Raw genomic sequence first — 24,036 nt, forward strand, 5'->3', positions numbered from 1 at the left:
TTCACTTCTGGTTTTTCTTCTGGTTTTGTTTCAGGTTTTGGATCTGGCTTCACTTCTGGTTTTTCTTCTGGTTTTGTTTCAGGTTTTGGATCTGGCTTCACTTCTGGTTTTTCTTCTGGTTTTGTTTCTTTTTCAACTGCATTAATAGAGTTATATAAGAACTGGCTATATTGTTCACGGGTTACATGTGTATATGGTGAGTACATATTACCTCCTGTACCAATAGTAACTCCATTTTCCTCTAATGCACTAATTGCACCGTAAGACCAAGAATTTTTATCAACATCTGCAAATTTTGTTGTTTTCGTTGCCTTAAATTTAAAAGCATTTGTAAGTACTTGCGCCATTTGTTCACGAGTTAAAATATCATCTGGACCATACTTCCCATCACCAAATCCATTCACAAGTCCTGCTTTAGCAAGTGCTAAGATTTCTTTTTCAAACAAATGTCCTTTAATATCAGTAAACGGATTTTTGAAGCTAGCATCTGCATCTGCTGGTTTTACGTACATATAAATCATACGAGCAACTTGCCCACGAGTTACATTATCACCAAAGCCAAAGATATTATTTCCGTACCCTTGCACTACTTTACGGTTTGTTAAATCATAAATTGCTTTTGTAGACCAGTGATTTGCTGGAACATCATTGAATTTTAATGAGTCTGTGTTATCAGCCTTAGCAGTAAATGCTCCTGCTCCTAGTAATGATGTACCCATAATTGTTAATGCTGTTGCTGTTTTTAAAAATTTGTTAGCCATTGTTTGTTCCTCCAAGTATATTAGTTTTTTTATAGATTCCTTTATTGTACCGAATTTAAATATAAAATCCACATAATTTAACATACAAATTTATGAATTAGCGGTTTTTTTATAACCGCTGTTCTATATGGAAAATATTACCATATGAAAATAGGCTTGTAAAGTATTTTTATATATTTATTTATAAATGTTTATTTCTAGTAAAAAAACTATACTTTTCAGCATAGTTTTTACCTCTTTTTATACATATTGATATTTTCAACGGAAATAGATTTGTCCCATTCCATCTTTGTTAGCCCATATTGGTGCTTTCACACTATCAATCCCTATCATTTTAAAAATAAAGAAGTGATGTTCAGCTTTTATCTTAAAATTTAATGGCTGATTATGATCTACGCGCCCTTTAGTATATTCATATTTCCATCCATCCATATTCTGCTCTTTCATTTTCTTCTCTATATCAGGAATTAGATTTACGTTTTTCCCTTCATATGTGTACTGAAAACCACCTGTTTGTTCTGCTAACTCTACTGTACTAGAAGCAAAATCATGTGCCTTTACTAACTGCATTCCATACAGTACACCTTCTGGTATAAGAGTTATCAACAATAAAGAAAGCGTTAGAAAAAGCGCTGTTGTTACTGTATTTTGCATTTCTTACACACCTACTTTTTTTATTTATTTCACGTTTCCTCCAGCTTTCTTATTATCAGAATCTGCTTCATAAATAAATATGTGTTTTGCGTTACTCTTAATGCTGCCTTTCTTTTCCTCAAATTGTTTAGTATAACTAGCAGCTTCGGCATCTCCTTCAACGGCAATCATTGCAGGTTGCTCTTGTACGGCATGTGCAGAAAACTCTCGTTTTGATGCAGGATCCTTAAATGTTGCATTTTGTTTATAAGACTTTTCAAATTCTTTCTTTGCGATTTCTGTGTCAATAGCAATTTCTTCTTGTGCTCGTAAAACACCTACTTTTACGGCTTTATCCATTGCTGTACTTCCAGCACGTTCTAATGCAGACTTATTATCTGTGTGTGTTGTATCTCCAATAATCAGATCTGTCATTAAGAATAAACAACCAACAAATAATAATAATGAGGCGGCACCTATAATAAATTTTTGCATCTTTCTTCACCCCTCCTTAATTTTCAGACTTCCGAAATCGAAATCCACTTAAAATGGAACTTTTCTTTTGGTTCAACAATTGGTTTGGCAGCAATAACTCTGCTATTTCCTTCATTATTCCTTCAAGCTCTTTATAATAGTTCCGACTAGATAGTAACGTACTACTATTTAATTGAGATTCAAATACATCCTCTATCTCATATGATGCTAAAGCAGTTAATACCTTATCTCCAAAACATTCTTCTACTACTTCATGTTTTAAAAGTGCAGGAGAAAACTTATTCCCAATGATTCTCGTTTTCTCTAAAGCTAAATAAGAAACAAGCTTTCTCTCCTTTTGTGTAAGAGGATGCGCTATCTTTAACAATTGATGCAGATCTGGTTCCGCTACAAAGAAAATAAAATCTGCCATTTCGCATATTTCATGGTATAAATCTTTATCCCAATCGTACCCCGCATCAATAATAGATATAGGCGCTTCTTGGTTAGCCAATAATACCTTAATAAAATGGTCAAAGTCCTGCTCTGTTTTGTTTTTCAGCTCTTGGTCCACTATAGGATTCTTTACGATATAATTTATTCTTCCTTGCTTCCATTTTGGAATTGATAATATATCAGATTCCTTCTGTAACATCTCTTTATACCGCTGCAACATAAATTCACTACGATAGTTTTCTGGTGCTTCTGTATATCCCTTTAATAAAGGATACGTATATCCATCATCATATAGATTCTCTATATAATTCACATCAATCTGTAGTTCATTTAAGTAAGCAGCTAAAAGATGTGAAACAAAAGTTGCACCACTTCTCCTATTCATGCTGGCCACAACAATTGTTCTTCTCGGAATAGCAATACCTATTTGTTTTTCATATACCGGCTCAAAAGCCAATTTATACTGTTTTTTTATAATAGGTGCTTTTGGCGTATCATCTGGAACAGACTTACGCTTTTGTTTGTTTTTAAATAGTTTGTTGGAATTAGAGGAAGGTTCTTTGTTGCCACCTTTCTCTAATTCACTTGATACTTCCTCTTCTTCCTCATCAACAGGAACTTCGGGCAATTTTGTTTGTCGTGGTGCCTGACTTGCTCCTACAATTTCTGCTACATTTTTAATATCCGACTCCTGTAGCAGCTGCGGGATGACTTTATTATCAATATCAATTTTACGAGAGTTAAAAATGTCATAGATACCTAGATAAATCAGTTTCGCCAAAAACTCATCATCATTTTCACGCTCTGTAAATACCACAATACGAATATCTCGATTAAAGCGAATATCTCTTAGTTTCTGTAAAATAATCAATTCACGTTTCTCTTCATGTCCCGCATCAATATTTAATCGTTTGTCATTAATACATAGAATATCGGGCTGTTCTGTATCTAGAATTTCATCTAGATACTTGATATGCATCACATCACTATCAGCTACTTCAAATCCCGCACCAATAAAATCCTCACGTAAATATGCCGTATATACAGTATCGCTAATAGCTAAAACGATTTTTTTTCCCATAGTTAACCTCCTACAAACTCTAACGTTGGATTAATATCATGTTTTCAATTGGAATTTGTGCCTCAAGATGAACCTTCCCAATAATCTCATTCAGAATATACTCTATTTCAACTTGTTCCATTAGACGTGGAGTCCCAAAATCAGAATTTAGTTTTACTCGTATTTCTAATCGATCTTGTATCTCATGTAAAGGTGTATCAAGATAAAGAATGCTGTAGTATAAAACACCATCTTCAATATTTTTTTGCATCATATCTTTTGTTTGATAAATGAATGTAACCTCAGCAAGCTCAATAAAAGGATTATCAATTGTTACTTTGCTATTCCAATTTAAATTCCAAATCTCGCAATGTTCTTCCGCATGCACAACAACTCCATTTACAGAAGGTGTAATTGCAAAAAGACGATCTACAGGAACTTTGGTTAACGAGGTACTATTACCTTTCTTTAATTCAAGCCCTTTTTCTAATCGCTCATGTTCAAAAGCATATTCAGCACCAGTGAATGCAACTTCGCAAAATACTTGTTCTAGCAATGGACGAATCCCCTCATATGTTCGGATAGCAAACACACTAAATTCCTGTGTTTCATCTGTACGAATGATTTCATACAATTCATATTCAGATGCATTTGCTAAGGCAAAAGGAATATCTTTTATAAAATTCGGATCAGTATATAGATTCTCAGGAATTTGTGTTTCAGGATGATTTATAAACTCAAGGCATAATTGATATCCTTTTAAAAATGCATTCTTAACAGCTGCAGGGAATAGAGTTTCAAAACGTTTCACATTATTTTTAAACGTTTTTTCTTCAATTTCGTTATTAAATTCTCTTTCCTGTAAGATATTTGCCTTATTCCCTAGTAATAAAAAGTAGTGATTAATAATACGACTAATATCCTCTTCAAATGCTGCATTGTCCTCACAATACTTTGTAAATCGTTCTTTACTCATGTTCACAATTTCGTTCATAGTTTCAAATTCTCCCTTTTTCTTGTTATTTATACAAAAAAAGACACACCGATGGCAGGTTATGTGCCTTCGGTGTGTCCGTTTAGCTAGAAATTAAATCTATTAATTTATATATTTCTCTTAGTCAATTGTTGTTCACGTATAAGAATACCTCTATGAATTTTAAAAGTCAATAGATGAATTAACCCCTTGGAACCTTATATTTATTCCTTCTTTCTATTTTTCTATGTATTTAATCTAAAAAAATACAAGTAATTAAATATAAATAATCACAAGTATGTTATATACAAACAACAAGAAATATATATAACTAAACTCAATTATTAATTATAAAGAGATTCAGCAAGTGCCTCTAAAGCCTTGTATTACATACGTTCCTTGATATTAACCTAAATTCTCTATCGTAATATCCCCAATACATACAAGTTCTATATCATAGAAATCACAAATTAAGAAGTTAAATACCATATTACTCAGAATTCACAAGTCTAGAATAATATTACTAAGATAACCACAAGTATTGAATCGAATTATAAACATACTGAATCATATCCGAATATTGCATAAACCGATTATATACTTTCGTAAAAATGACCATACATATATTTTCCTAAATAAAAAAGCATGTCTTCAAAGTAAAGAACATGCCAAATAACCCTTGTTATTAAGTGATTTTTTAACAAGGGTAGCTATATATTTTTTTTGAAAAATCAGATGAAGTCCGGATAGACACCATTTTTCTTAAAATAAGTTATCATTGCATCGTGTCTTTCTTCTACAGACAAGCTTTTTTCCTTAAAATACATCCACGATTCCCTAAACTGTACCCGCATAAATGCTGGAATAGAGAATATTTCTTGCTCTTTCATACAACTTTCAACTTGATCTAATGCATAAGTCATTGCATAAATTAGTAATTCACTTTGTTTTTGTTTTGTTGGTAAGTAGATCGCGATATCACCAATCTCTTGTCTAAATGCGGTCATTATATTTTCTTTATCTTTTTTTCTTAACGCCTGTCCCATGTGTTTTAAGCGAGACACCGCTTCTTTTCTGCACTTTGCTAATGGTCTATGTAATTCTTTTTTATCATTCTCAATTACGCAGTTCGAAGAAAATACCACGTTGAACTTCTCAATGATGATTTGTTTTACCTGTTTTCTTACACTTGTAATTCTTGTTTCATTAGATTTCTTCTCTTTAGAATCAATTGCAGTAAATTGCACAATGGGGTTAATAATTTCTATGTATTGTCTTACTTTCTTTGCATTACGATTTAATCTCTCTTTTAAGAAAGCCATCTTTCTTGTAATCTGAAACTCCTCAATTTTATGTTTATAATGTTCCATACCCACTTTTCTTGAAAAAGTATTGATTAAATCTAAAAGGAATATAATTCCTCTATTATCACGAGCCTTTACTAGACTACTCATTATCGTTGTTTGAATTAGGTGAAATGGAATACGAAAATACGATAGCGATATACCTGTCATATTTGCAGTTTCTGCAGTAGTGTGGTTATACAGCGCATAATCTACAATTTCATATACAGTACGATTTCCAACAGGTGTTTCTTTTACGAGTCTACGCTCCAAACAAACTTGAAACCCTGTATAAATTGTTGTGTAGGGAATCCCGCTTTTCTTAGCAAGATCCATTATTTGAAATTCACGTGGTAGCATTCCTATATCATTGCATTCAAAGTGAAGCAAGATGTAAGTAGCTAAAGCTGAAGATGGTAACTCTTTTCTTTCATTTTCTAGTTTTACGATGTTTAATAGCCCATCAAAAAATTTAACCCCATGAACTTTAAAGTTCTGTTGGGAAAAAGCCATTTGCGTATGCATAATGTTGCTAACTCCTTTCGAAAGAGCAGAAAAAGGCACTGTCATACCACGGATACAAAAATACTACTTTCTAAAAAAGTAATACTTGTATAACAACGGTAAACAATGCCTAAAAATACGCAAGAAATCCCCTTTTTAAGTTGCACAAATACATAAGATACAGTAAAATTATCTTATAATTTCATGCAAAATAAAAAGGTTTATTGGCTTTGTTTACCGCAGTTCCTGGACACATTTCTTTTGGGATATTGGTGCGGTATACCACAATGAAGTAGTTGGCGCTATTTCATTGGGCTGAGGAACCTTTTTTTGCTTTATTATATTTTATTTTTAAATTATATAAATATATTATTATAATTTAATCTTTATCTATAAAAATACAAATTATTAAATTAACTACATCATATATAGTTTTTTCCATGGTTGCAAGGTGATTTTTTTAAAAGTATGACCTTTGCTAAATGACTATAGATAAATAACCACTACTCAAACACCTCGTTGAGCGTCACTCAATCAAAAACCAATGCACTATAAGTGAAAATAACTTAAATACCCATTGATCAACTACCTGATTGCCGCTCAATTAACACAAATCTCATCATCAAGGCACCACTTGTGTACTTTTCATCACTTCTTATCTTTAATCAATCGATTAATCACCAGTCAACCGCATTTAAATACCACTATCTTTTATACAGGTTGAGCGGTGATTGATTGATTGATTTTATTGTATCAAACCTAGTCACGATTAGTCGATTAATCACCAGTCACTCGTATAGTTTTTTGAGGCAAATGACCGGTGATTAGTTGATTGGTTGAGTGTAGATGTAAATTTTGGATAAGAATAAACTGTGCATTTCTATTAAACGCTTGCTTAGTAAACTATTTTTATAATTAATATAAAAATAGTTTACTACTATTAATTAGATAGAATAAAACTATTGATATTGTATAGGAGGATATAAATGGAGAAAATTGATTTGATGCCAAAACCTTTTTCGAAACTTTAGGGGAACAAGGTACAACTTATTTCGTATATGGATACACAGTTGCGAAACCTAAGTTACATTTAGGTGAGTTTAATTCATTAAAAGAAGCCAGACAATTCATCTATAAATATGCTTATAAAAATCCTCAATGGCTAAGTGCAGACGGAGACATTAATGAATATAACAATAAACCATCTAGATCTGAAAGTGATAATAAATGGTATAAGGGCGTAGTTGAAAAAGAGTATAAAAAGTATACCGATTTTAAAGATCGGAAGAAATAAAATTAGAAAACTCTTTGTATAGTAAAATAACAAGGCAAAATATATCTAAGTGCTATGATTATTATAGTTTAAAAGAATAGTTGTAAATGAATCATATTGTTTATCAATGAACTAAGCTTTAGAAATGATATTAAGGATAATCAAAATAAAAAGACTATCAAAATGATAGTCTTTTTATTTTTTTCCAAAAAGCTTAGAGAAAAAGCCGCCTTTTTGTTCAGTATTCTCTTGTCGCTGAGTATTAGCGCTTTTTTGTTCTTGAATTAATCGTATAGTACTCATTAATTTTTCGTCACGTTCCTCTAATCGCTTATTGATTCTATCGAAATTATCCTGACTTTGTTTAGCCACCGCAGCGAAGAATTCCATATTTTGTTTTGTTAATTCTTCAGTCACTTTAGCTGTAACTTCCTCAGTAATTTTTTCCGTCAAAGCTTCTATAAAGTCTGGATTGACCTGTTGTGCTTTAACTAATGAAGTTTCTTTTGGTTCACCATCACCGTCAACATCTTCAGCATAAACATTACGAATAACCGTAGGATCCATATCTAAAAGCCCAACAATTTCGTGCTTTTTCTTTGACTCAGAATAATAATGTTTAATCTTTTTTACTGTATCAATACTATCCTCATGAACATATTTAAGTTGGCGTTCTTTTTTTATGTTCAAGTACTCATCAAAATCATTCAACCATCTACGAAGAGTACTTTCAGGAATATCAAGCATGGTTGCTACTTCAGATACGCGATAATAACCATCGCTTAACTGTTCATCAATCATTTGCTCACCACCTAACTATATGATGCCTGTCCTATAATACATTATATAAAAATTCTATAGAAACTAAAAGAACCCCTTTGTAGATTACATAAAATATCATGAGTTTTTTCACTTGATCACTCAATCGTTCACTGCTCATTTATTTAGATACATACGAATAATACCTACGTTATCGAGCGGTGATTAATCGGGTGATTGCGATTAACACTTGATTATGTAAAAAATCACATCAAAATGCTGTGGATCGAGCTGAAAATTCAACATAAATTTTCACTTATTAAGATGCATCTTTGATAATTATTACGTATTCATTCCAGTATTTATTACCGTAATAAATACGTAACTATAAAAATATTAATTGCGGTAATTATTACGGAAGTATTTAAAGTGTTGATTTAATAAGGTTCTTGATTATCACTCCTAGATGTATTATAGTTAATACATACAATACTTCGGAAATATATACCGAAGTATCTACGGCTTTTATAACGGTATTAAATTCTGTATGATTATCTTGACTTTTTGTATCTATAGATAAAATTTATTATTTATTAAAGGTGGTGTGAAATTATTGTCTAATATATCAATGAGTAGTAGTGAGATTATCGATGTACTTTGTAAGAATTTAAATGATGGGATTTGGGCTTTACGTGTGCTATACGCCGAGGGTGCAATGAACAAAGAAAAGTTATGGGATTATATCAACCAATATCATAAAGAATATCAAATTGAGAATGAAAAAGATTATGAGGGTAAAAAAATACTTCCATCGCGATATGCTTTGGATATTATGACTGCAAGACTTGAAGGAGCAGGGTTAATATCTTTCAAAGCAATAGGACGTGTTCGAATTTATGACGTAACAGATCTAGGAAATGTTTTAATTAAGGAATTGGAAAAACGAGTTGAGAAAAACAACTAAAATATATACTTGAGGAGGATATACATATGGCAGGCAATTTTTCAGAAATCGAAAGCCAAGGAAATATTAGTTTGAAATTTGGATTCTTAGGACTAGGTATGGGTGGTTGCGCAATCGCAGCAGAGTGCGCAAATAAAGAAACTCAAATTAAAAATAACAAATACCCATATCGCGCGATTCTTGTTAATACAAATAGTCAAGATTTTAATAAAATTGAGATTAAAAATACAGGAAACGTTCGCAAAATACAGTTAGAAGGATATGAACAAGGTGCAGCTCGTAATCCACAGGTTGGTGAGGAAGCATTTGTAAAGCATGAAACAAAGATTTTCGAAGCGATAAAACAGGAATTTGAAGATCGTGATTTTATTTGGATTACGTGTGGTCTTGGTGGAGGAACAGGAACTGGAGCTCTATTAAAGGCAATTGAAATGCTATATGAACATGATTACAATTTTGGATTATTACTGACTTTACCACGTGATGCGGAGGCTTTAAAAGTATTAGAAAACGCAACTTCACGCATTCGTAGTATTGCTATGAACCAAGAAGCTTTTGGTTCAATTGTATTAATAGATAACGCTAAACTATATAGAAAATTTGAAGAGGAAAATCCAAGTGCTTTAGCAAACGAATATACTAGCTATAGTAACAAATATATTGCTGATGCATTACATGAGATTAACCTAGTTACTTCATCATTTACACCGTTTTCAGATACACATTTTGATGCTAGTGAATTTGCTCAAGTAATTAATACACCAGGCGTTTTATCATTAGCAAAACTAGAACTAAAATCAAATCAATTAGACACTGAAAACCCGCTAGGTTACTTGACTCAATTAGGGGACGCACTAGAAAAAGGCGTTTTATACGATACAGAAAGAGAAGAGCTGGAAAGTGCTAAAAAGAGCGCACTTTCTATCGTTACATCACCGCTGCGAGCAGGGCGATTATATAACTTCTCATTCCTTAACCAAATGGAAAATTTCTTAAAAGAAAGAACTCCATATGTAGATGAACGTCCTATAGCTCCATATATTAATAAACATACAACAAAAAAAGAAGAGGATATAGTGAAATTCTATTCAGTTGTTGCAGGACTACCATTGCCCAAACGTGTAAGTGATATTATTGATGAGATTACTAGAATTAAAGAAGAACGTGAGCAAGCTAATTCTAAGAAATCAAATGCTGTTTTAAATAAACTTTTTGCATTTGATGATTCAGTACAAGAAGAAAAACCAAAAAAGAAAAAATTGAATTTTGGTGCTGAACCTGAAGTAGAAGTTACTGACGATTCACAACCAGCAAAGAAGAAATTATCATTCTAAACAAAAGACCGACAAATATAATTTTTGTCGGTCTTTTTCTATTTCAATAGCAATAAAAAACTACAATGAACCAATAAGATATCTATTATATTTTCTGCATGTTTAACACAGCATTATATAATGTGATTGCTTAAATAAATTGTTAGGCCGTCCTAATAATTCTATTCCAATACTTAACCCTTAAAAAATTGTTCGGTTAAAACATGTCTTTCGTCCTAACAATTTTTTAAGAACCAAAAGACTATATAAATCAATGTTTTTAGCAATTTATTAGAGAGAGAAATGATCCAAACTTCAGCGTACGAGTTTTAGTATCTAGAATAGCGCAAATTCAGTTTTAATTTTTAATAATTTACAACAAAATTTCGCTGTAATAAGATATATAGAAATGGTTGTTATTTATTGAAAATAAATTCGAGTTATGGAGTTGCATATAATGAAAAGTACAACGTATAAATATACAAGCAAAGGTACTCAGAAATCTTTTCGTTTAAAAGAGGCCGATATATTTGTATTCACATTTTTATATTACAAAAGGCATCTTACTACACGACAAATTACTCAGCTTTATTGTGCATTCGAGGGTAGAGATTTTTCTGAGGATAGTGTGTTTACAAAACTTAATCGTTTTTCAAAATATGGTGCTATCCTGACTAAAAAAATTGATAAAAGAGATGATAGTATAACTAGACGTGCGACATTCTCCTTAAAAGATAGAATGGTTGATTACCTTCAAGAGTTAGGAAGGATTCCTGCAGGATCTTCAAAACGTAGATATTCTTCTTCAACCTCACTACATACACTCTGCTCACGAGAAATATTAGTACGCACACTTTTAGAAGTGTCGAAAAAGACCAATACGAATAAGATATTATGCGAGTTAGATATTCGCTCATATCATCAAAAACAAAAGAAAACAGAAATTGAAGGTGCAGGTTTACTCTTAATTCCTGATGAACACATTTCATATAAAGACAAAAATATTTACATTGAAATGGATATGTGCAAAGAAACCAATGCTACCTTAGTTGAAAAAGTGGGGAAATATATTGAATATGCTCAAAAAACCAATGAGAATATAACTGTAGTTTTTGTTATGTATGACAAGTCGATGTTCCTTGCAGAAGATGCAGAACCACCATACGTACGTATGAAAAATCTCTTATTTTCTATGCGGGAGTACCATGAACTTTTAATGAATCTACCAAATCTAAATATGCACATCTGCTCTTTGAAAGAAGGTGGAGATGTTATTTCAGATATCATTCTAGGAATAGATGATAATCAAAACTTTGAACAAGATATTCTTTTACCTTTATCTCAACGTACAGTAGGCGATGCCGATTGGCGTTATGCATTTGTTGAAAAAGTTCAAACCTTTAAAGAAACAATAGATGGTGGTCTTAGACGAACGTATAAAAGCGATAAAGATACCATGCAAGATTTCTTCTTTATTTTTGGGAATGAAAATGATTACCGCCTGATTGCTAGACTAGACGATGTTGTGTTTTCAAGAAGAGAAGGTGATGAGGGAGTGCCCCTTGTTGTGATCTATCCAAAGCGTAAAAAGGCTAGAGATATACTTTTAATGGACACTTATGACAACGTATTACTGCTATCCCTCCAAAATGAAGATGTTACTATCGACGCAGATGAACAGATTATGGCACGTACTGCAAATAACATTCATCCAAAAAGACGTAAACTTGTAGAATTATATTAATCGTTTATTTTTTATATAATTGTATACAATTATATTGATTTTTATTATTTAAGGTGATAGAATAACGTTTGAACTAAACACTCAAAACTACAATCAAATCAGAGCATATGAAATTAAGGCAAGCGACACACGCTGTTTTTACAGTGGGTGTCGCTTGCCTTTTTTTATATGGAGAAAGGTGGAAATTCAAAATGGATTTACAATATGCAACTACTATTACCGGGGGAGTGCTCTCTTCTAGAGAAGCGTTTAAAAACCCTGAACTAGTCCTCAAACATATGACAGAAGAGGGGGCAGCGTTTAGTGTTTCCCTACAAGATATCCAGATCCCAGGAAAACCAAATTACTATTGGTATGATGTAATCATTGAAACAGCAACGAATAAAAAGATAGAAGTAAATATTGCGGTACTTTCTCAGGAGGAATATAACCAGCTCTGTGAAAGAGATAGTATTGATTTATATTTAAAGCAAACTGAAGATGCAGCAAAATTCTTTCTCGAAAAATCAAAGGAACTATTCCAACCAGAATTCAATGATCGCTTTACATTCCATCATAAAGCTCGACTATATCTGTAAGCAGTAGGTGAGCTTCTATGGAGACATTTAAACAACGATTACCGTTATTTACTACAATCACCTTAATTATTGGATTTATTCTTTCATTCGGATTCGGTTTAGTAAACTACATAAAGTTACTCTACTATGCATTTGAACCACCTTCTTATCCTATAGAAATTACATATATACCGCTTATTTTAATGTTCTTCTCTTTGTTATTAGGAGAATTCAGTTTTAGGTTTTATAGCCGTATTCCTGCTTTACATGTCAAAAATGGAAAGCTGTTACTTTTAATTGCCTCTCACATTGCGGTTGATATCCAATTTTTATGGTTTGCAACTGCTCCAATCCATGCAAAGGTTATTCCTTATCTCACGGATAAATCAAAACATGTTAATTTTGGTGAGTATGAGGCAATAGGTCATGTCTTAACAGGGAATTTCCACACACTTACTTTGATTTTTGTATTTTTACCTACAGTATTTATGATTTTGTTTACACTTTGGTATAGTGGACATATTGTTCGTTACCGAGAAGAAATATTAAGATGGGTACAAAAATACGAATATAAAAATCACAAGTTACAAAAATGGTTTAATAGCCAAGAAGAACAAGTATATCCTGATATAGAAATTGGACCTCATATTGAGCATAAAGAGATGGTTCGTATTAAGGGGAAAGATAGAACGCTAAATGGAATTATTATTGGTCCGATTGGTTCTGGTAAAACATCAAGTTTAATTATTCCTATGATAAATCAAGATTTGCACTGGATGGTACGTTTCATAAATAAGTTTGAAACTGCATATAAAAAAAACGATTATGATACAGAAGAAGTAAAAGGAACATTTTTAAATGGTGTCACTGTAATTGAACCGAGTAATGATTTATGTCAAAAAGTATTTAAATTAGTACAAGCACATAAAATCCCCGCAAGCTCGGTTTACTATATCGATCCAACTAATCCTGATACCAAAAATATAAACATTTTGCGGGGACCAGTTGATAAAGTAGCAGAGGTTTTCGCAATGGTTATTCAAGGTTTGTCTGAATCTAACAATGCATTCTTTGAACAGGCACAGCGTAACCACCTTAAGCAGCATATCTATTTGTTAAAATTACACAACCCCCAAAAAGATGTAACCTTTGACGACTTAATTGAGATGTATGATGATGTAGAACGTGTCCATCGTATGCATAAACTGTTAAAGGGACAAGTGGAAAAGTTATATGATTTTGTTCAAAATGAGGCTGCTTCACGTGACCAAAAAAATGAATATAAAATTATAAAAGGTATTGATGAATGGTTCGATAATACGATTCGTGAAAAAACAGATTTCCAAGGAGAACCAGCAGTTTATAAGTCAGGGAAATACCGCGGACAACCGATGCATTATGACAGGGAAGAAGAATATGTAAAGGGGCTACGCAATATTTTAAAAGACCTTGCTTCAAACGTGTTGATACGACGTGTTCTATTTGGTAAGTCTGATTTTGACTTTGATGTTCACTTAGAGCAAGGTGGGATTTTGTTAGTCAATACGGCAAAAGGAGAATTAGCAGACCTTTCAAACGTATTAGGAAAATTTGTATTGCTAAGTATGCAGAATGCGGTATTCCGTAGAGAACCGAACGTCTCACCTTACCATCACATTATTGTCGATGAGTTTCCGGATTATGTTGTGCGGCCATTTAAAGAATTCCCTGCACAATCTCGTAAATATAAAGTGATTTTAACAATTGCCAGCCAAACGCTATCTCAATTAGCTCTCGACTTCACAGAGCAGTATATGTTTACCTTACTGGGCTCATTCCGTAATAAAATGATATTTGGAGATGTAACACCATATGACGCAAAAATCTTCTCTGACATGTTTGGTGAGAAAGAGGAATTTAAAGAATCTGAATCTGAACAAGGTATTTCTCCTATGCAGGAGAACCCTGTTAGTCGTTTAGGATCAACCTATCAAAAGGCAAAAGATGTGGTAATGTCACCAGGAGATATCATGGCACAAGGTGCGTTCATTTGTGCTGCTCGTGTTGTACAAGACAATCATGTGCAACCCGTGCAACAAATTACAAGTAACTTTGTACCAAAAGAAGAATTTGCCCAAGCAGTTATTCAAGTAGATATGGAAATAGGACGATATTGGGAAAATGAACGTCTTCGCCTTATTAATGAATCTATCGTCAAAGCAAATCCTATGAAGCATGTAGATACAGAGAATGTGAAAGAAATTGAACCTTTACTACCTATGCAAAATGAGGAAATGGCGCAGGATATACCAATAAAATTACAGGGTGATCAACAACACATTGTAGCATTGGAGAATTATAGAGAACCTAAATCTGAAAGTAAAACCTCTTCTAATGATTCTGCAGTTGTCAGCCAACAGACAGCGGTTGATGAAGAAGAATCTGAAGATAAATTGTATGAAGAAATTAAAGGATTCGTTATTGAATCTCAACAAGTCTCTCCAGCCTTTCTGCAAAGAAAGTTTAAGATTAGCTATATGAAGGCTGCACAATTTATTGAGAAGTTAGAACAACATCAAGTTGTAAGCTCTTATGCAGGGAATGGCCCTCGTAAAGTTTTGATTTCAAATGATAATAGTATGCCAATATTACCAAGAGAATTGGATATTAAAACTACCCATTCATCTGATACAAGTATAGAGAATGTTATTTCACAAAAAGTATCCATTTCAGGAGAAGACAAAGACGCCTTGCAAGAGGAAACCAGTTTCTTTAAAGATATTCTATATGACGATGTTCTAGCTTTTGTAAAAGAAGCTGGTACCACGTCTACATCTATACTGCAGGACAATTTTAAAATAAGTTATACACGTGCCTCGAGGTTAATAGACGCCTTACAACGAAATGACGAGCTACCAGTATCAGAAGAAATATCAATAGAAAGTGTAAGTCCTAAAATAACAGATATAGTCATAGAAGAAGATATTGAGGAAACCATAGATATAGAATTACCCCTTATGGAAGAATACCATGAAATAAACGTGGAGGTAGCTGAAATAAATAAAGAATTATCTATTACTACGCCAGAACAAGGGTGGAATAAAGATTCTATCATTCATTCCGAGATTGCTGATGAGACTAAATCATTCCTAGAGGAATTCCCAGCAGATAGACTTCCAATTACAATAATAGGGGATGCAGAAATCAATGAGGTTCCAGTTACAAACAAGGTTAATCAAATTGAAGAAAATAAGCTTGAAGAAGAAGTTGCAAAAGTTTACGATTCTATCAGCCTTACTGTTCACCAAAATTTAGAAAAAAGAATGATAGAGAACGAGAGAAGTAATGAAGAGAAGCATGAATATAAGCGTATGAGTTATAAAGAATGCCAAGAGCGTTTAAAAGATCAACCAAAAAATAAAAATCGTACTACGCAGTCTCTACTTAACAAAAATGAACAGTCAAAGAAAAAAACGTCTAACGTAATGAGTAAGGCGTTGGATGATTTTTTTGATTAATAAATTCTTTACTTTAGAATATCTATGCTCTAGCCTTATTCTAAGTTTAAATTCTCATAAGAACAAGTTATGAAAGACTTAAAAATCTAGTTTTTAAATTCCTTTCATTCCACACATATATCCATGAATTAAAAATAAAAAGTCAATTCCCTTATGTAATAGAATTGACTTTTTACTTTTGATGAACAATTATAATTCATTCTCATATTAATATTTAGTCTGTTTCTACAAATCCACGTATAGTTGAAATTTCCTTATTTTGATTTTCTTCTATGTAACATTCAAGGTATAATTCTCTAACTAAGCTTGTTAAATCTAACACTTCATATTTCCTTACAGGATATACTAATAAAAATATAGACTTTAAAGCTGCTAACATATAACTAGTAAAAATATAAACCAAAGACATAATAACGGCAATCTCTATAAAAATAAAGTTTAGCATAAAAATATGTCCAGCATTATTAATATTAATTTTAACATCTTTAAAATTAAGTATTGTTTGAATATAGTACGTACATAAAGGAATTAGGATACTTATAAGTAAAGATAAACGAGATATATTAAACCGATTTTGATATTCTTTTTCTAAGATATCCATAAAGACCTTCAAATGGGTTTCAGTATAAAATCCTTTTTCTTGAAAATATTGACGTAATTTAATTATTTTTTCTTCTCTAATTGATTTTGATTCATTTAAAGTCACTAAAAACTTGGTATCTACAGCAAAAGACATACATATGCCAATCTTATTTTTAAATTTCAAGCCTTTCAAATTCCCTAACTTTTCTTCAACCCTATATGTTAAGCGGGCAACAGAGAAAACAGTTGTAATTGTTATTATCATTATCACTAAATAGTTCTTAAATGTGTTCCCTCCTAAAATACTAGTGAAAAATAGTAGAATTATTAATGATAAACAAATTAAAACATTGAATTTTACCTTACTAAATAACTTTGAATTACTAATTTGCTCCTCGTAATAACTCAATAATTGTTGTAAATGTGTTTCCATTTTGTAACCTCCTTAGTACATATTAGTCCATTTTACCATTATTATTTCTGTATATAATAATTTTAATATATCATTTTAAAATAAATCTTATGAGAAGTTATTCAAAAATATTTGAATTAAAACTACATAACACTTGCACAAATCAATAAATAACATTATATTTAAATTAACAACTATATAAATAAAACATATTTTACGTGAAGGACACACCTTACGTACCATCCCAACGGTACAGGTGTGTCCTTTTTTGCGTTCTAGGAGGAAAATATAATGACAGAAAGTAAAACAAACACTCAAGCTGTAGAAGAACTTGGAATGGTTTTTGAACCAGAAAACACACCAGGCAACAAGCCAGAAGAAATACGCTTCAATCAATTCGAGCGAGTACGTGAGCATGAATTAGAAGAATTGGCTCGTATGAAACGTGAGCGTACTGTAGGAAAAGGTTTGATTACAGTCGTATCCGAAAAGCTATTCCCGACTAAAAATGGAACGTCTGAGCGTATACAAGTGCTTACAATGCAAATTGGTACTCATACAACCGCATATTGCCCAATTACAGAGGCGGGTATAAGTATTCCTAAAAATCCGCAATGGCTAGTAGGTACGACAAAGCCTGTTATTATTGAACACTTCCAGAAAACTGAAGAAGGTAACTTTGCCGTTGTATCTATCACAGCAGGGGAATTAGCACTTCAAAAAAGATTATATGAAGAAGTAACAGCACAAGAGGGAACAAAAGTGTATACAGGAACTGTTTCAGGTCATATTCCATCTGCACAAACCGTTTTAGTTGAAGTTCATGGTGTAACGGTAGGGGTAAGGTACTCTCAATGGTCACATTCATTTGTACGTCCAGAGGATATTGTAATTGGTGATGTTGTAGAGCTTATCATCGATAAAGTAGTAGAAAAAAATGATCGTTATGAATTTAGAGGAAATAAAAAGAAACTAGAAACAGATCCAATGGAAAAACTATTAGAACTAAAGAAACGCCGTGACCGCTTTGTCGGTAAAATAGTAGGGGTAGATGCAATAGCTGGGATTTTCGTAGAAGTTGCGCCAGGTATTCAATTTAAAGGACTAAAGAGCCGTAATCTAGCCAATCCAACTGCGGAAGATGCAATAAACCAAACGATTGTTACATGCGAGCTGCTTAATATCGATGCCAAAAATAGAAAAGGAACTGTGCGTATCCTAAATTACCCGCAAGGACAAAGTAAAAAATCTAATTCGTCAATTTATCAATTTTAATGAATGACTATGCGTACAATAGAGAAACAATTGTCTACCTATGTCCCATCTATTCCTCATTTATCAAGTGAGGATGTACAGGGATTTCAAATATATCGAATACATGAACTGGATAAATCCTATGTTTTCCATTCTTATGAGGAATTAGTTAAATTTAAGCAGCGTTTGACAGAAGAACAGTACGCCATACTCACTTTCATTGGTGTTCATACATCTGTTCGATTTAATCATTTATTATATTTATTCAAGAACAAATATTCACGTAAGAAAATAAATGATGCACTTCAAGGATTACTTTACTATCGTCTAATTGAAAAATGGCAAGTTGAGAGCTTTGATATGGAGATCTTTGAAGAAACATATACGTTATCCGATAATGGTTATAAGCTATTAAAATACTGGCAAGGTAATATGTTCTTCTTTTCTCCAGAACGTCTTGATAATCACGGTAAATATGTTCATCTACGCTATTGGCATGATATAGACTTACTATGCCACCTGCGTTATGCTCCATCCTTTATAGGGCATATTATGCATCCATCTATTAGTAAAGGGGTTTTTACCCCTCCTTTAAGTTTTGCTGTGCAGGGTGACGTAAATCAAGAGTTTAATTTTGTTGTATACTCCACCTTATTAACAGATAAAAAGGAACGCTTAAAACGAATTATCGCTAGATGGAGAGATTTCGTAGAGTCAGGTAAGGATGTTATCATGAAAGATTTAGGGAATAACCCTACAATCCTAGTTATTTATGTTTCTACTAAAAAACAAGCAAAGCAAATTAATAATGAACTACTACTCGATTTAATTCCTGGTAAAGTATTGCTATGTATAGGAGAAACATTGCATTTAGAAGGATTACAGCATGCTTTTTATCAACCTCTTGCAGAAGGGGATATTAAACAATTAAATACAAAATTATTCATAACAAACTAAGCCACCCCTGCACTCTTAAGGGGTGGCTAGTTTTCTTATATAAGCTTTAGAATTTTGTAATGTAGGCTAAACCTTTTTAAGTAGTTTATCCATAAATTCATTATGTAACTGTATACCCTCGTGATATAGACTAGTAAACTTATCTAGTGTATCTTCTTCTTCCAAAGTGGGATCCAAATAAAGTATATCTGTAGCCTCCCTTAATTTCACCCCAGCTTTTCTAAATATTTTTTCTTCTTCTTCTAATTCTTTAGGCGGAATTGCAGTTAACACTTTATCAAGATGCTCCTGGGCTTGTCTCATAAGAGCTTGTACAGATTTTTTATCTTTTGCAAATGGTTTATCATCTTTAAAGCAAGCAAGAAATGCTTTTAATTCCTTAGAGACAATCGATATATATTCTTCTTTAGTAACACGTCTATAATCTCTATTTTTTTCATACAGTTTGTTTCGTGCATTTTCACCTAATTTTTCCTCAAAGGAATTTGAGTAGTTAAACATTTTATCTAAATCTTTTTCGCTAGTGTTATCATACATATTGGTTGATTTACTAGTTAATTCTGGCATTTTATTAATTTCATTAATTAACATTTTAGAGTATTTTTTATAGTCTTCATGTGCTTCTTTAAATTCAGAAGGAGCGTTTATTTTTTGAGTTTTATTAATGATGGAAATAGCTTTTTCAGCATGTTCTTTTCTCTCATTAAATGATAGAGATTTGTCAGTCGCTTTCTCCATCTCTTCACTTGATTCATGTCCTACCGTTGCTATTGCTTCAATATATTCTTCTTTAGATACTGAACACGCTGCTAATACTACAAAACACATAATAGCAGTAATAATTTTGTATATTTTCATAAATCCTCCTATACTTACATAAAATATTATTTGCATTCATTATTTTAATATATGCAAATAAAAAGAAAATAGAATGTCATAATTACCATTTCAAATTGGCAGTAGATAACCTTTTCATCAAAAACATTTAGGGTTCTAAAAACAATATACTCAAAAATACCTTGAGAAAACTAATTATCCGGTATCTACCTCTATACAAAGTACGGATTTTACGAAATAATATTCTTTGACACCTTCTCCCGGAATAACAATATATATGAATATAAATATTTTATTGAAGGGATATACAAGAAAGGAGCACTACATTGCTACGTATACAAAGAGGATACATGTACGATCCAGATGATAATGAGGTAATTGTAAACGAAATTTTCTACAACGCTGCAACCGAACAAAAGCTAGGGAGTAAAATGAGTGTGTTTGCTGCAGACAAAATACCTGCTTCTATTTTCGAAAAGGTCCAAGAAAACGAAAGTATGTCTTATATGGAAAGTATGGAAGTAGAAGAAGAAAACATTCAAGAAATACTTTGCTATTTAGCCGAAAATCAAAAGCCAGAAAAACTTTATTTTGAAATGCAGTACATGAAGTAACATCCAGAGCCGAAAATAAGAAGGGATTTTTAGCAGGCGAAACAGGAGCACTATTATTTAATACATATAATATCTGCATAGAAAATTCCTTCTTATCTTCGTTCAATTAAAAGCAATTGAATATCATATTAAAATAGATTAATATAAAACTATAGTTATTGTTTATTTGATTCCGTTTATTCCCACACCTTTTTGTGTTGTGGTTGAGTTGTAGAAGCAAGTTGCGTCTTGTTTCAATTTTGAAAGGGCTTCTTTGAGCCGATTAGTGTATATAGCTTATTTTGCTATGCACATATTTAATCGACTTGAAGAAGCCCTTTTTGTATTGTCTTCAAGTTAGGAATCACTTGTATATAGACCTTTTGGGCTAATAATATGCTAAATGAAAAAAGCACATAATTTGTACTTTTTTTGTTTAATTTAGAGGAGAGATCATATGGAATTTTACAAAGTATAACATAAGAAGAATATGAGAGTCATTTATTCTCGTAAATCTTATGTAGCAGTAGGTTATTATTTAATGGAAACAAGCCATGGTTGCAATTGTGTGCAATACTTAAACGTTCAAAAGTTAAGTACATCCGAACAAATTAAAGTTATGCATAATGGATATGTAGTATTAAAAACATTACAAGACATATGGAATAAGGGGAAATTTACTATCATCCCTTTTACTGTAGTAGAGCTAATATGGGTATTATTGAGGATCACTATTGTTAAAGGTTTTTGAATTTGGCAGCAAAGAAAAAGATTGATTACTAATTTATAGTAAACTAAATACAGAATGGAATATGAAAATTAACAAATAGGGAATTTATATAGAAATAGGGTACTTGTTGCAATGCTAAAAGCACAAGAAATAAAAAACGAAAACCTGAGAGGAGCACTACAATATGATTACAGTTAACCGAGGATATATGTATGATCCAGATGATAATACGGTCTTAATTACCGAAATTTATTATGCAGCTGCTACAAATAGTAAATTAGGGAGTAAGATGGATAGCTTATCTTACTCAGTTCTTCCTAATGACATTAAAGAAAAAATAGAATCAGTTGCTTCATTATCCTATACAGAGCGCGTTGAGATATCACAGCAATTAGTTTCTGTATATCAAAATGAAATTAACATACATGGAAAACCTGAAAAATTGTACTTTGAGTACACAAATCTATAAAAGTAGAGAAGACATTGAACTATTTTGTTCAATGTCTTTTTATAATTAAATTGTAAAGGAGCATAAATTATAATAATAAGTGAACCTCTATCTATTATATTTGAGATATTATTAACAAAAACATTAATAATATAAAAATCTATTATAAATATATATCTTATATATTAAAAAGAAATAAAGATAAAACTTTTATAGGTTATTAAAAATAGGGAATAGACTTACTCTCACAAAGAAAGATTTGATGTTAGAACATAAAAAATCATAAATAGTAGAAAATGTCTTCGTAGATTCAAGGATTATAAGACTTTCAATTCTACAAAAAAGCAAAAAGAAAATACTATATTTCTACATGAAATCGAAAAGAATTTGATACTAACCACATTATATATATTCACCCCCGTAAATAGATATATTTTTACTTATTTTGGTGATGTAGATGGTATTACTCGTCTAATTATCCACATTTCATTCAGATTAGGCAGCTATTTGTTAACATTACTCAGTATTTACACATAACTCACATTATTATTGATGATTTTTATTAGATAGATACAACAATACCAGTAATTACAATAATTTTAGAAAGATTATATTCACATTCGATGAAGTTTGTCCTCATATTCACTATTTTTATCATTTTCCTTTTGATTTTTTGTAGATATTATGAGATAGGTTTTAATACATTAGAAGAATACTCCCTAGTGTTATGTGGAGAGTTATATATTGATAGAATCAAATTTGTATAGAATTGCATAAAAAAAGACTCCATTTTACATGAAGTCCTTTCGATTTATTATTTATAAATAGAGTAGTAGGAAGAGATTACTAATCAAACAAACACGAATAGCCCTCTACTTTTGATTTTTTCAAAATAGAGAGCTCATTACTATTATTTTATTTCCATTGCGTTTAGTACCTGATCTGGAGTTGTTATGGATACACCACTACGTACTAAGCTTTCAAAGGTGCGCATAAACTCTAGTAAACGAAACTGTTTTGGTAGCTCAATCACGCGCAGCTGCTCTTGCGGTAGCTTATCAATTGCTTCGATAAACCATTCACGTACATCACTTGGAATTGTGCGTTCTTTATGGCCAAGAGCTTTTAATTTTTCACGCATTTCAATTTCTAAAGCGATATATGCATGGAGATTCACACCTTGATCGTATGCATATTTTCTAAATAACGTTTCTTCCTGGTATTTTAGATAATTACGGTGATACGATTCTTCCGTCACTGGTACTGCAAACTTCTGCTTCAGTAGTGCATGTACATTTTTAAACATCTTCTTAATGTTGTGAAGAGAGTACATAGAATAATGTAAACCGAAATTAAAGACAGCTTGTTCTCGGTCACTATTTCTCTCTTTTGGTATATGTTGCGCAATAAGAGGGTAGATACCTTCTTTCGCTGCTGTTTCAAGGATTTGATATTGAGATGTTTGATGTAATAGTTTTTTCAATGTATATACGAGTTTTGTAGGGTATCCTTCTTTGCGATCAACCATGTCACGTAGTCCGCGAATCACACTACGAATTTGACGATGGCAGGTATACTTTAAGACATGAATGAATTTATTCATGTCTGCAGACAGTTCACCGACATTCATCTCTTGTAGAACTGCTTCGATAAATTTCGCTTTACGAGCATAGGTAGCTTTTGGTGTAAATGGATCCCTGTGTTGTTCTTCTCCCGATTCTTTCGAGCATAAGAAGTCCGAATGGATAGATATATATAAGGTTGTATATCGTTTTGTATGTTTTACCCCTTTTTGCATTTTGCAAATTTTGAATAGGGGATTCCCCGTACATGGTAATGCAGTTGTTAATTCCTCGATAACCGCACGGATCTGATGCGGATATTTTTTATGTAAGAAACGATACATCCCACC

The 24,036-nt window shown here is 32.1% G+C and carries 18 protein-coding genes and 2 pseudogenes; 10 read left to right on the top strand and 10 right to left on the bottom strand.

Annotation, left to right across the window (positions count from 1 at the left end; translation table 11 throughout):
* The 6 genes from H6481_RS26795 to H6481_RS26820 form a co-directional block, all read right to left on the bottom strand.
* On the bottom strand, nucleotides 1-824 hold an 824-nt coding region (locus H6481_RS26795), incomplete at its 3' end, for an S-layer homology domain-containing protein (RefSeq protein ID WP_182813682.1).
* Nucleotides 825-1,019: 195 nt separating this feature from the next.
* Nucleotides 1,020-1,415 carry a DUF4320 family protein gene (locus H6481_RS26800; protein WP_001181745.1) on the bottom strand — a complete coding sequence of 132 codons (396 nt, stop codon included), beginning with the start codon at nucleotides 1,413-1,415 and terminating at the stop codon, nucleotides 1,020-1,022.
* Nucleotides 1,416-1,439: 24 nt separating this feature from the next.
* A complete protein-coding gene (locus H6481_RS26805) occupies nucleotides 1,440-1,889 on the bottom strand; it encodes a hypothetical protein (protein ID WP_182813655.1) in 450 nt (149 codons plus the stop codon).
* 16 nt (nucleotides 1,890-1,905) lie between these two features.
* The gene (locus tag H6481_RS26810; protein ID WP_182813657.1) at nucleotides 1,906-3,405 is read right to left on the bottom strand and encodes a hypothetical protein; all 1,500 of its coding nucleotides are present in this window, start codon (nucleotides 3,403-3,405) and stop codon (nucleotides 1,906-1,908) included.
* 19 nt (nucleotides 3,406-3,424) lie between these two features.
* The gene (locus H6481_RS26815) at nucleotides 3,425-4,378 is read right to left on the bottom strand and encodes a hypothetical protein (RefSeq protein ID WP_182813658.1); all 954 of its coding nucleotides are present in this window, start codon (nucleotides 4,376-4,378) and stop codon (nucleotides 3,425-3,427) included.
* A gap of 710 nt (nucleotides 4,379-5,088) precedes the next feature.
* Nucleotides 5,089-6,225, bottom strand: coding sequence for a hypothetical protein (locus tag H6481_RS26820; protein WP_182813659.1), 1,137 nt, complete (start codon nucleotides 6,223-6,225; stop codon nucleotides 5,089-5,091).
* Between the two features lie 965 nt (nucleotides 6,226-7,190).
* On the opposite strand from H6481_RS26820, the pseudogene H6481_RS29025 reads away from it, so the two are divergent.
* Nucleotides 7,191-7,498: pseudogene (locus H6481_RS29025) on the top strand (hypothetical protein).
* 174 nt (nucleotides 7,499-7,672) lie between these two features.
* Here H6481_RS29025 and H6481_RS26825 read toward each other — a convergent pair.
* Nucleotides 7,673-8,278 (bottom strand): MerR family transcriptional regulator, encoded by a 606-nt coding sequence (locus tag H6481_RS26825; RefSeq protein WP_182813661.1) that lies wholly within the window; start codon nucleotides 8,276-8,278, stop codon nucleotides 7,673-7,675.
* 586 nt (nucleotides 8,279-8,864) lie between these two features.
* Between H6481_RS26825 and H6481_RS26830 the strand changes: the two genes are divergently transcribed.
* From H6481_RS26830 to H6481_RS26850, 5 genes are all read left to right on the top strand, one after another.
* Nucleotides 8,865-9,200 (top strand): cell division protein FtsZ, encoded by a 336-nt coding sequence (locus H6481_RS26830; RefSeq protein ID WP_182813684.1) that lies wholly within the window; start codon nucleotides 8,865-8,867, stop codon nucleotides 9,198-9,200.
* Nucleotides 9,201-9,226: 26 nt separating this feature from the next.
* On the top strand, nucleotides 9,227-10,534 hold the full coding sequence (gene repX / locus H6481_RS26835) for a plasmid replication protein RepX (protein WP_182813663.1): 1,308 nt from the start codon (nucleotides 9,227-9,229) through the stop codon (nucleotides 10,532-10,534).
* A 436-nt stretch (nucleotides 10,535-10,970) separates the two neighbouring features.
* The gene (locus tag H6481_RS26840; RefSeq protein ID WP_182813665.1) at nucleotides 10,971-12,257 is read left to right on the top strand and encodes a replication-relaxation family protein; all 1,287 of its coding nucleotides are present in this window, start codon (nucleotides 10,971-10,973) and stop codon (nucleotides 12,255-12,257) included.
* A gap of 191 nt (nucleotides 12,258-12,448) precedes the next feature.
* Nucleotides 12,449-12,835: a hypothetical protein gene (locus H6481_RS26845; RefSeq protein ID WP_182813666.1), complete on the top strand. Its 387-nt coding sequence runs from the start codon at nucleotides 12,449-12,451 to the stop codon at nucleotides 12,833-12,835.
* Nucleotides 12,836-12,852: 17 nt separating this feature from the next.
* Complete coding sequence (locus tag H6481_RS26850) at nucleotides 12,853-16,311, top strand: DNA translocase FtsK (protein WP_182813668.1); 3,459 nt, start codon at nucleotides 12,853-12,855, stop codon at nucleotides 16,309-16,311.
* Between the two features lie 214 nt (nucleotides 16,312-16,525).
* Here H6481_RS26850 and H6481_RS26855 read toward each other — a convergent pair whose 3' ends face one another.
* Entirely contained in the window at nucleotides 16,526-17,326 is an 801-nt protein-coding gene (locus tag H6481_RS26855) for a hypothetical protein (RefSeq protein WP_182813670.1), read from the bottom strand.
* Nucleotides 17,327-17,596: 270 nt separating this feature from the next.
* Between H6481_RS26855 and H6481_RS26860 the strand changes: the two genes are divergently transcribed.
* On the top strand, nucleotides 17,597-18,580 hold the full coding sequence (locus H6481_RS26860; protein WP_182813672.1) for an RNA-binding protein: 984 nt from the start codon (nucleotides 17,597-17,599) through the stop codon (nucleotides 18,578-18,580).
* A 9-nt stretch (nucleotides 18,581-18,589) separates the two neighbouring features.
* On the top strand, nucleotides 18,590-19,516 hold the full coding sequence (locus H6481_RS26865; protein ID WP_182813674.1) for a hypothetical protein: 927 nt from the start codon (nucleotides 18,590-18,592) through the stop codon (nucleotides 19,514-19,516).
* Nucleotides 19,517-19,582: 66 nt separating this feature from the next.
* Here H6481_RS26865 and H6481_RS26870 read toward each other — a convergent pair whose 3' ends face one another.
* Nucleotides 19,583-20,374 carry a hypothetical protein gene (locus H6481_RS26870; protein WP_182813676.1) on the bottom strand — a complete coding sequence of 264 codons (792 nt, stop codon included), beginning with the start codon at nucleotides 20,372-20,374 and terminating at the stop codon, nucleotides 19,583-19,585.
* A gap of 305 nt (nucleotides 20,375-20,679) precedes the next feature.
* Between H6481_RS26870 and H6481_RS26875 the strand changes: the two genes are divergently transcribed.
* Together H6481_RS26875 and H6481_RS26880 are read left to right on the top strand one after the other, a co-directional pair.
* Nucleotides 20,680-20,967 carry a hypothetical protein gene (locus tag H6481_RS26875; RefSeq protein WP_182813678.1) on the top strand — a complete coding sequence of 96 codons (288 nt, stop codon included), beginning with the start codon at nucleotides 20,680-20,682 and terminating at the stop codon, nucleotides 20,965-20,967.
* An 893-nt stretch (nucleotides 20,968-21,860) separates the two neighbouring features.
* A complete protein-coding gene (locus H6481_RS26880) occupies nucleotides 21,861-22,145 on the top strand; it encodes a hypothetical protein (protein WP_182813680.1) in 285 nt (94 codons plus the stop codon).
* An 889-nt stretch (nucleotides 22,146-23,034) separates the two neighbouring features.
* On the opposite strand, the pseudogene H6481_RS26885 reads toward H6481_RS26880, so the two are convergent.
* A pseudogene (locus H6481_RS26885) lies at nucleotides 23,035-24,036 on the bottom strand (hypothetical protein); the annotation flags it as partial.

It is taken from the genome of Bacillus sp. ME78 (assembly GCF_903970865.1).
Lineage (GTDB): Bacteria > Bacillota > Bacilli > Bacillales > Bacillaceae_G > Bacillus_A > Bacillus_A cereus.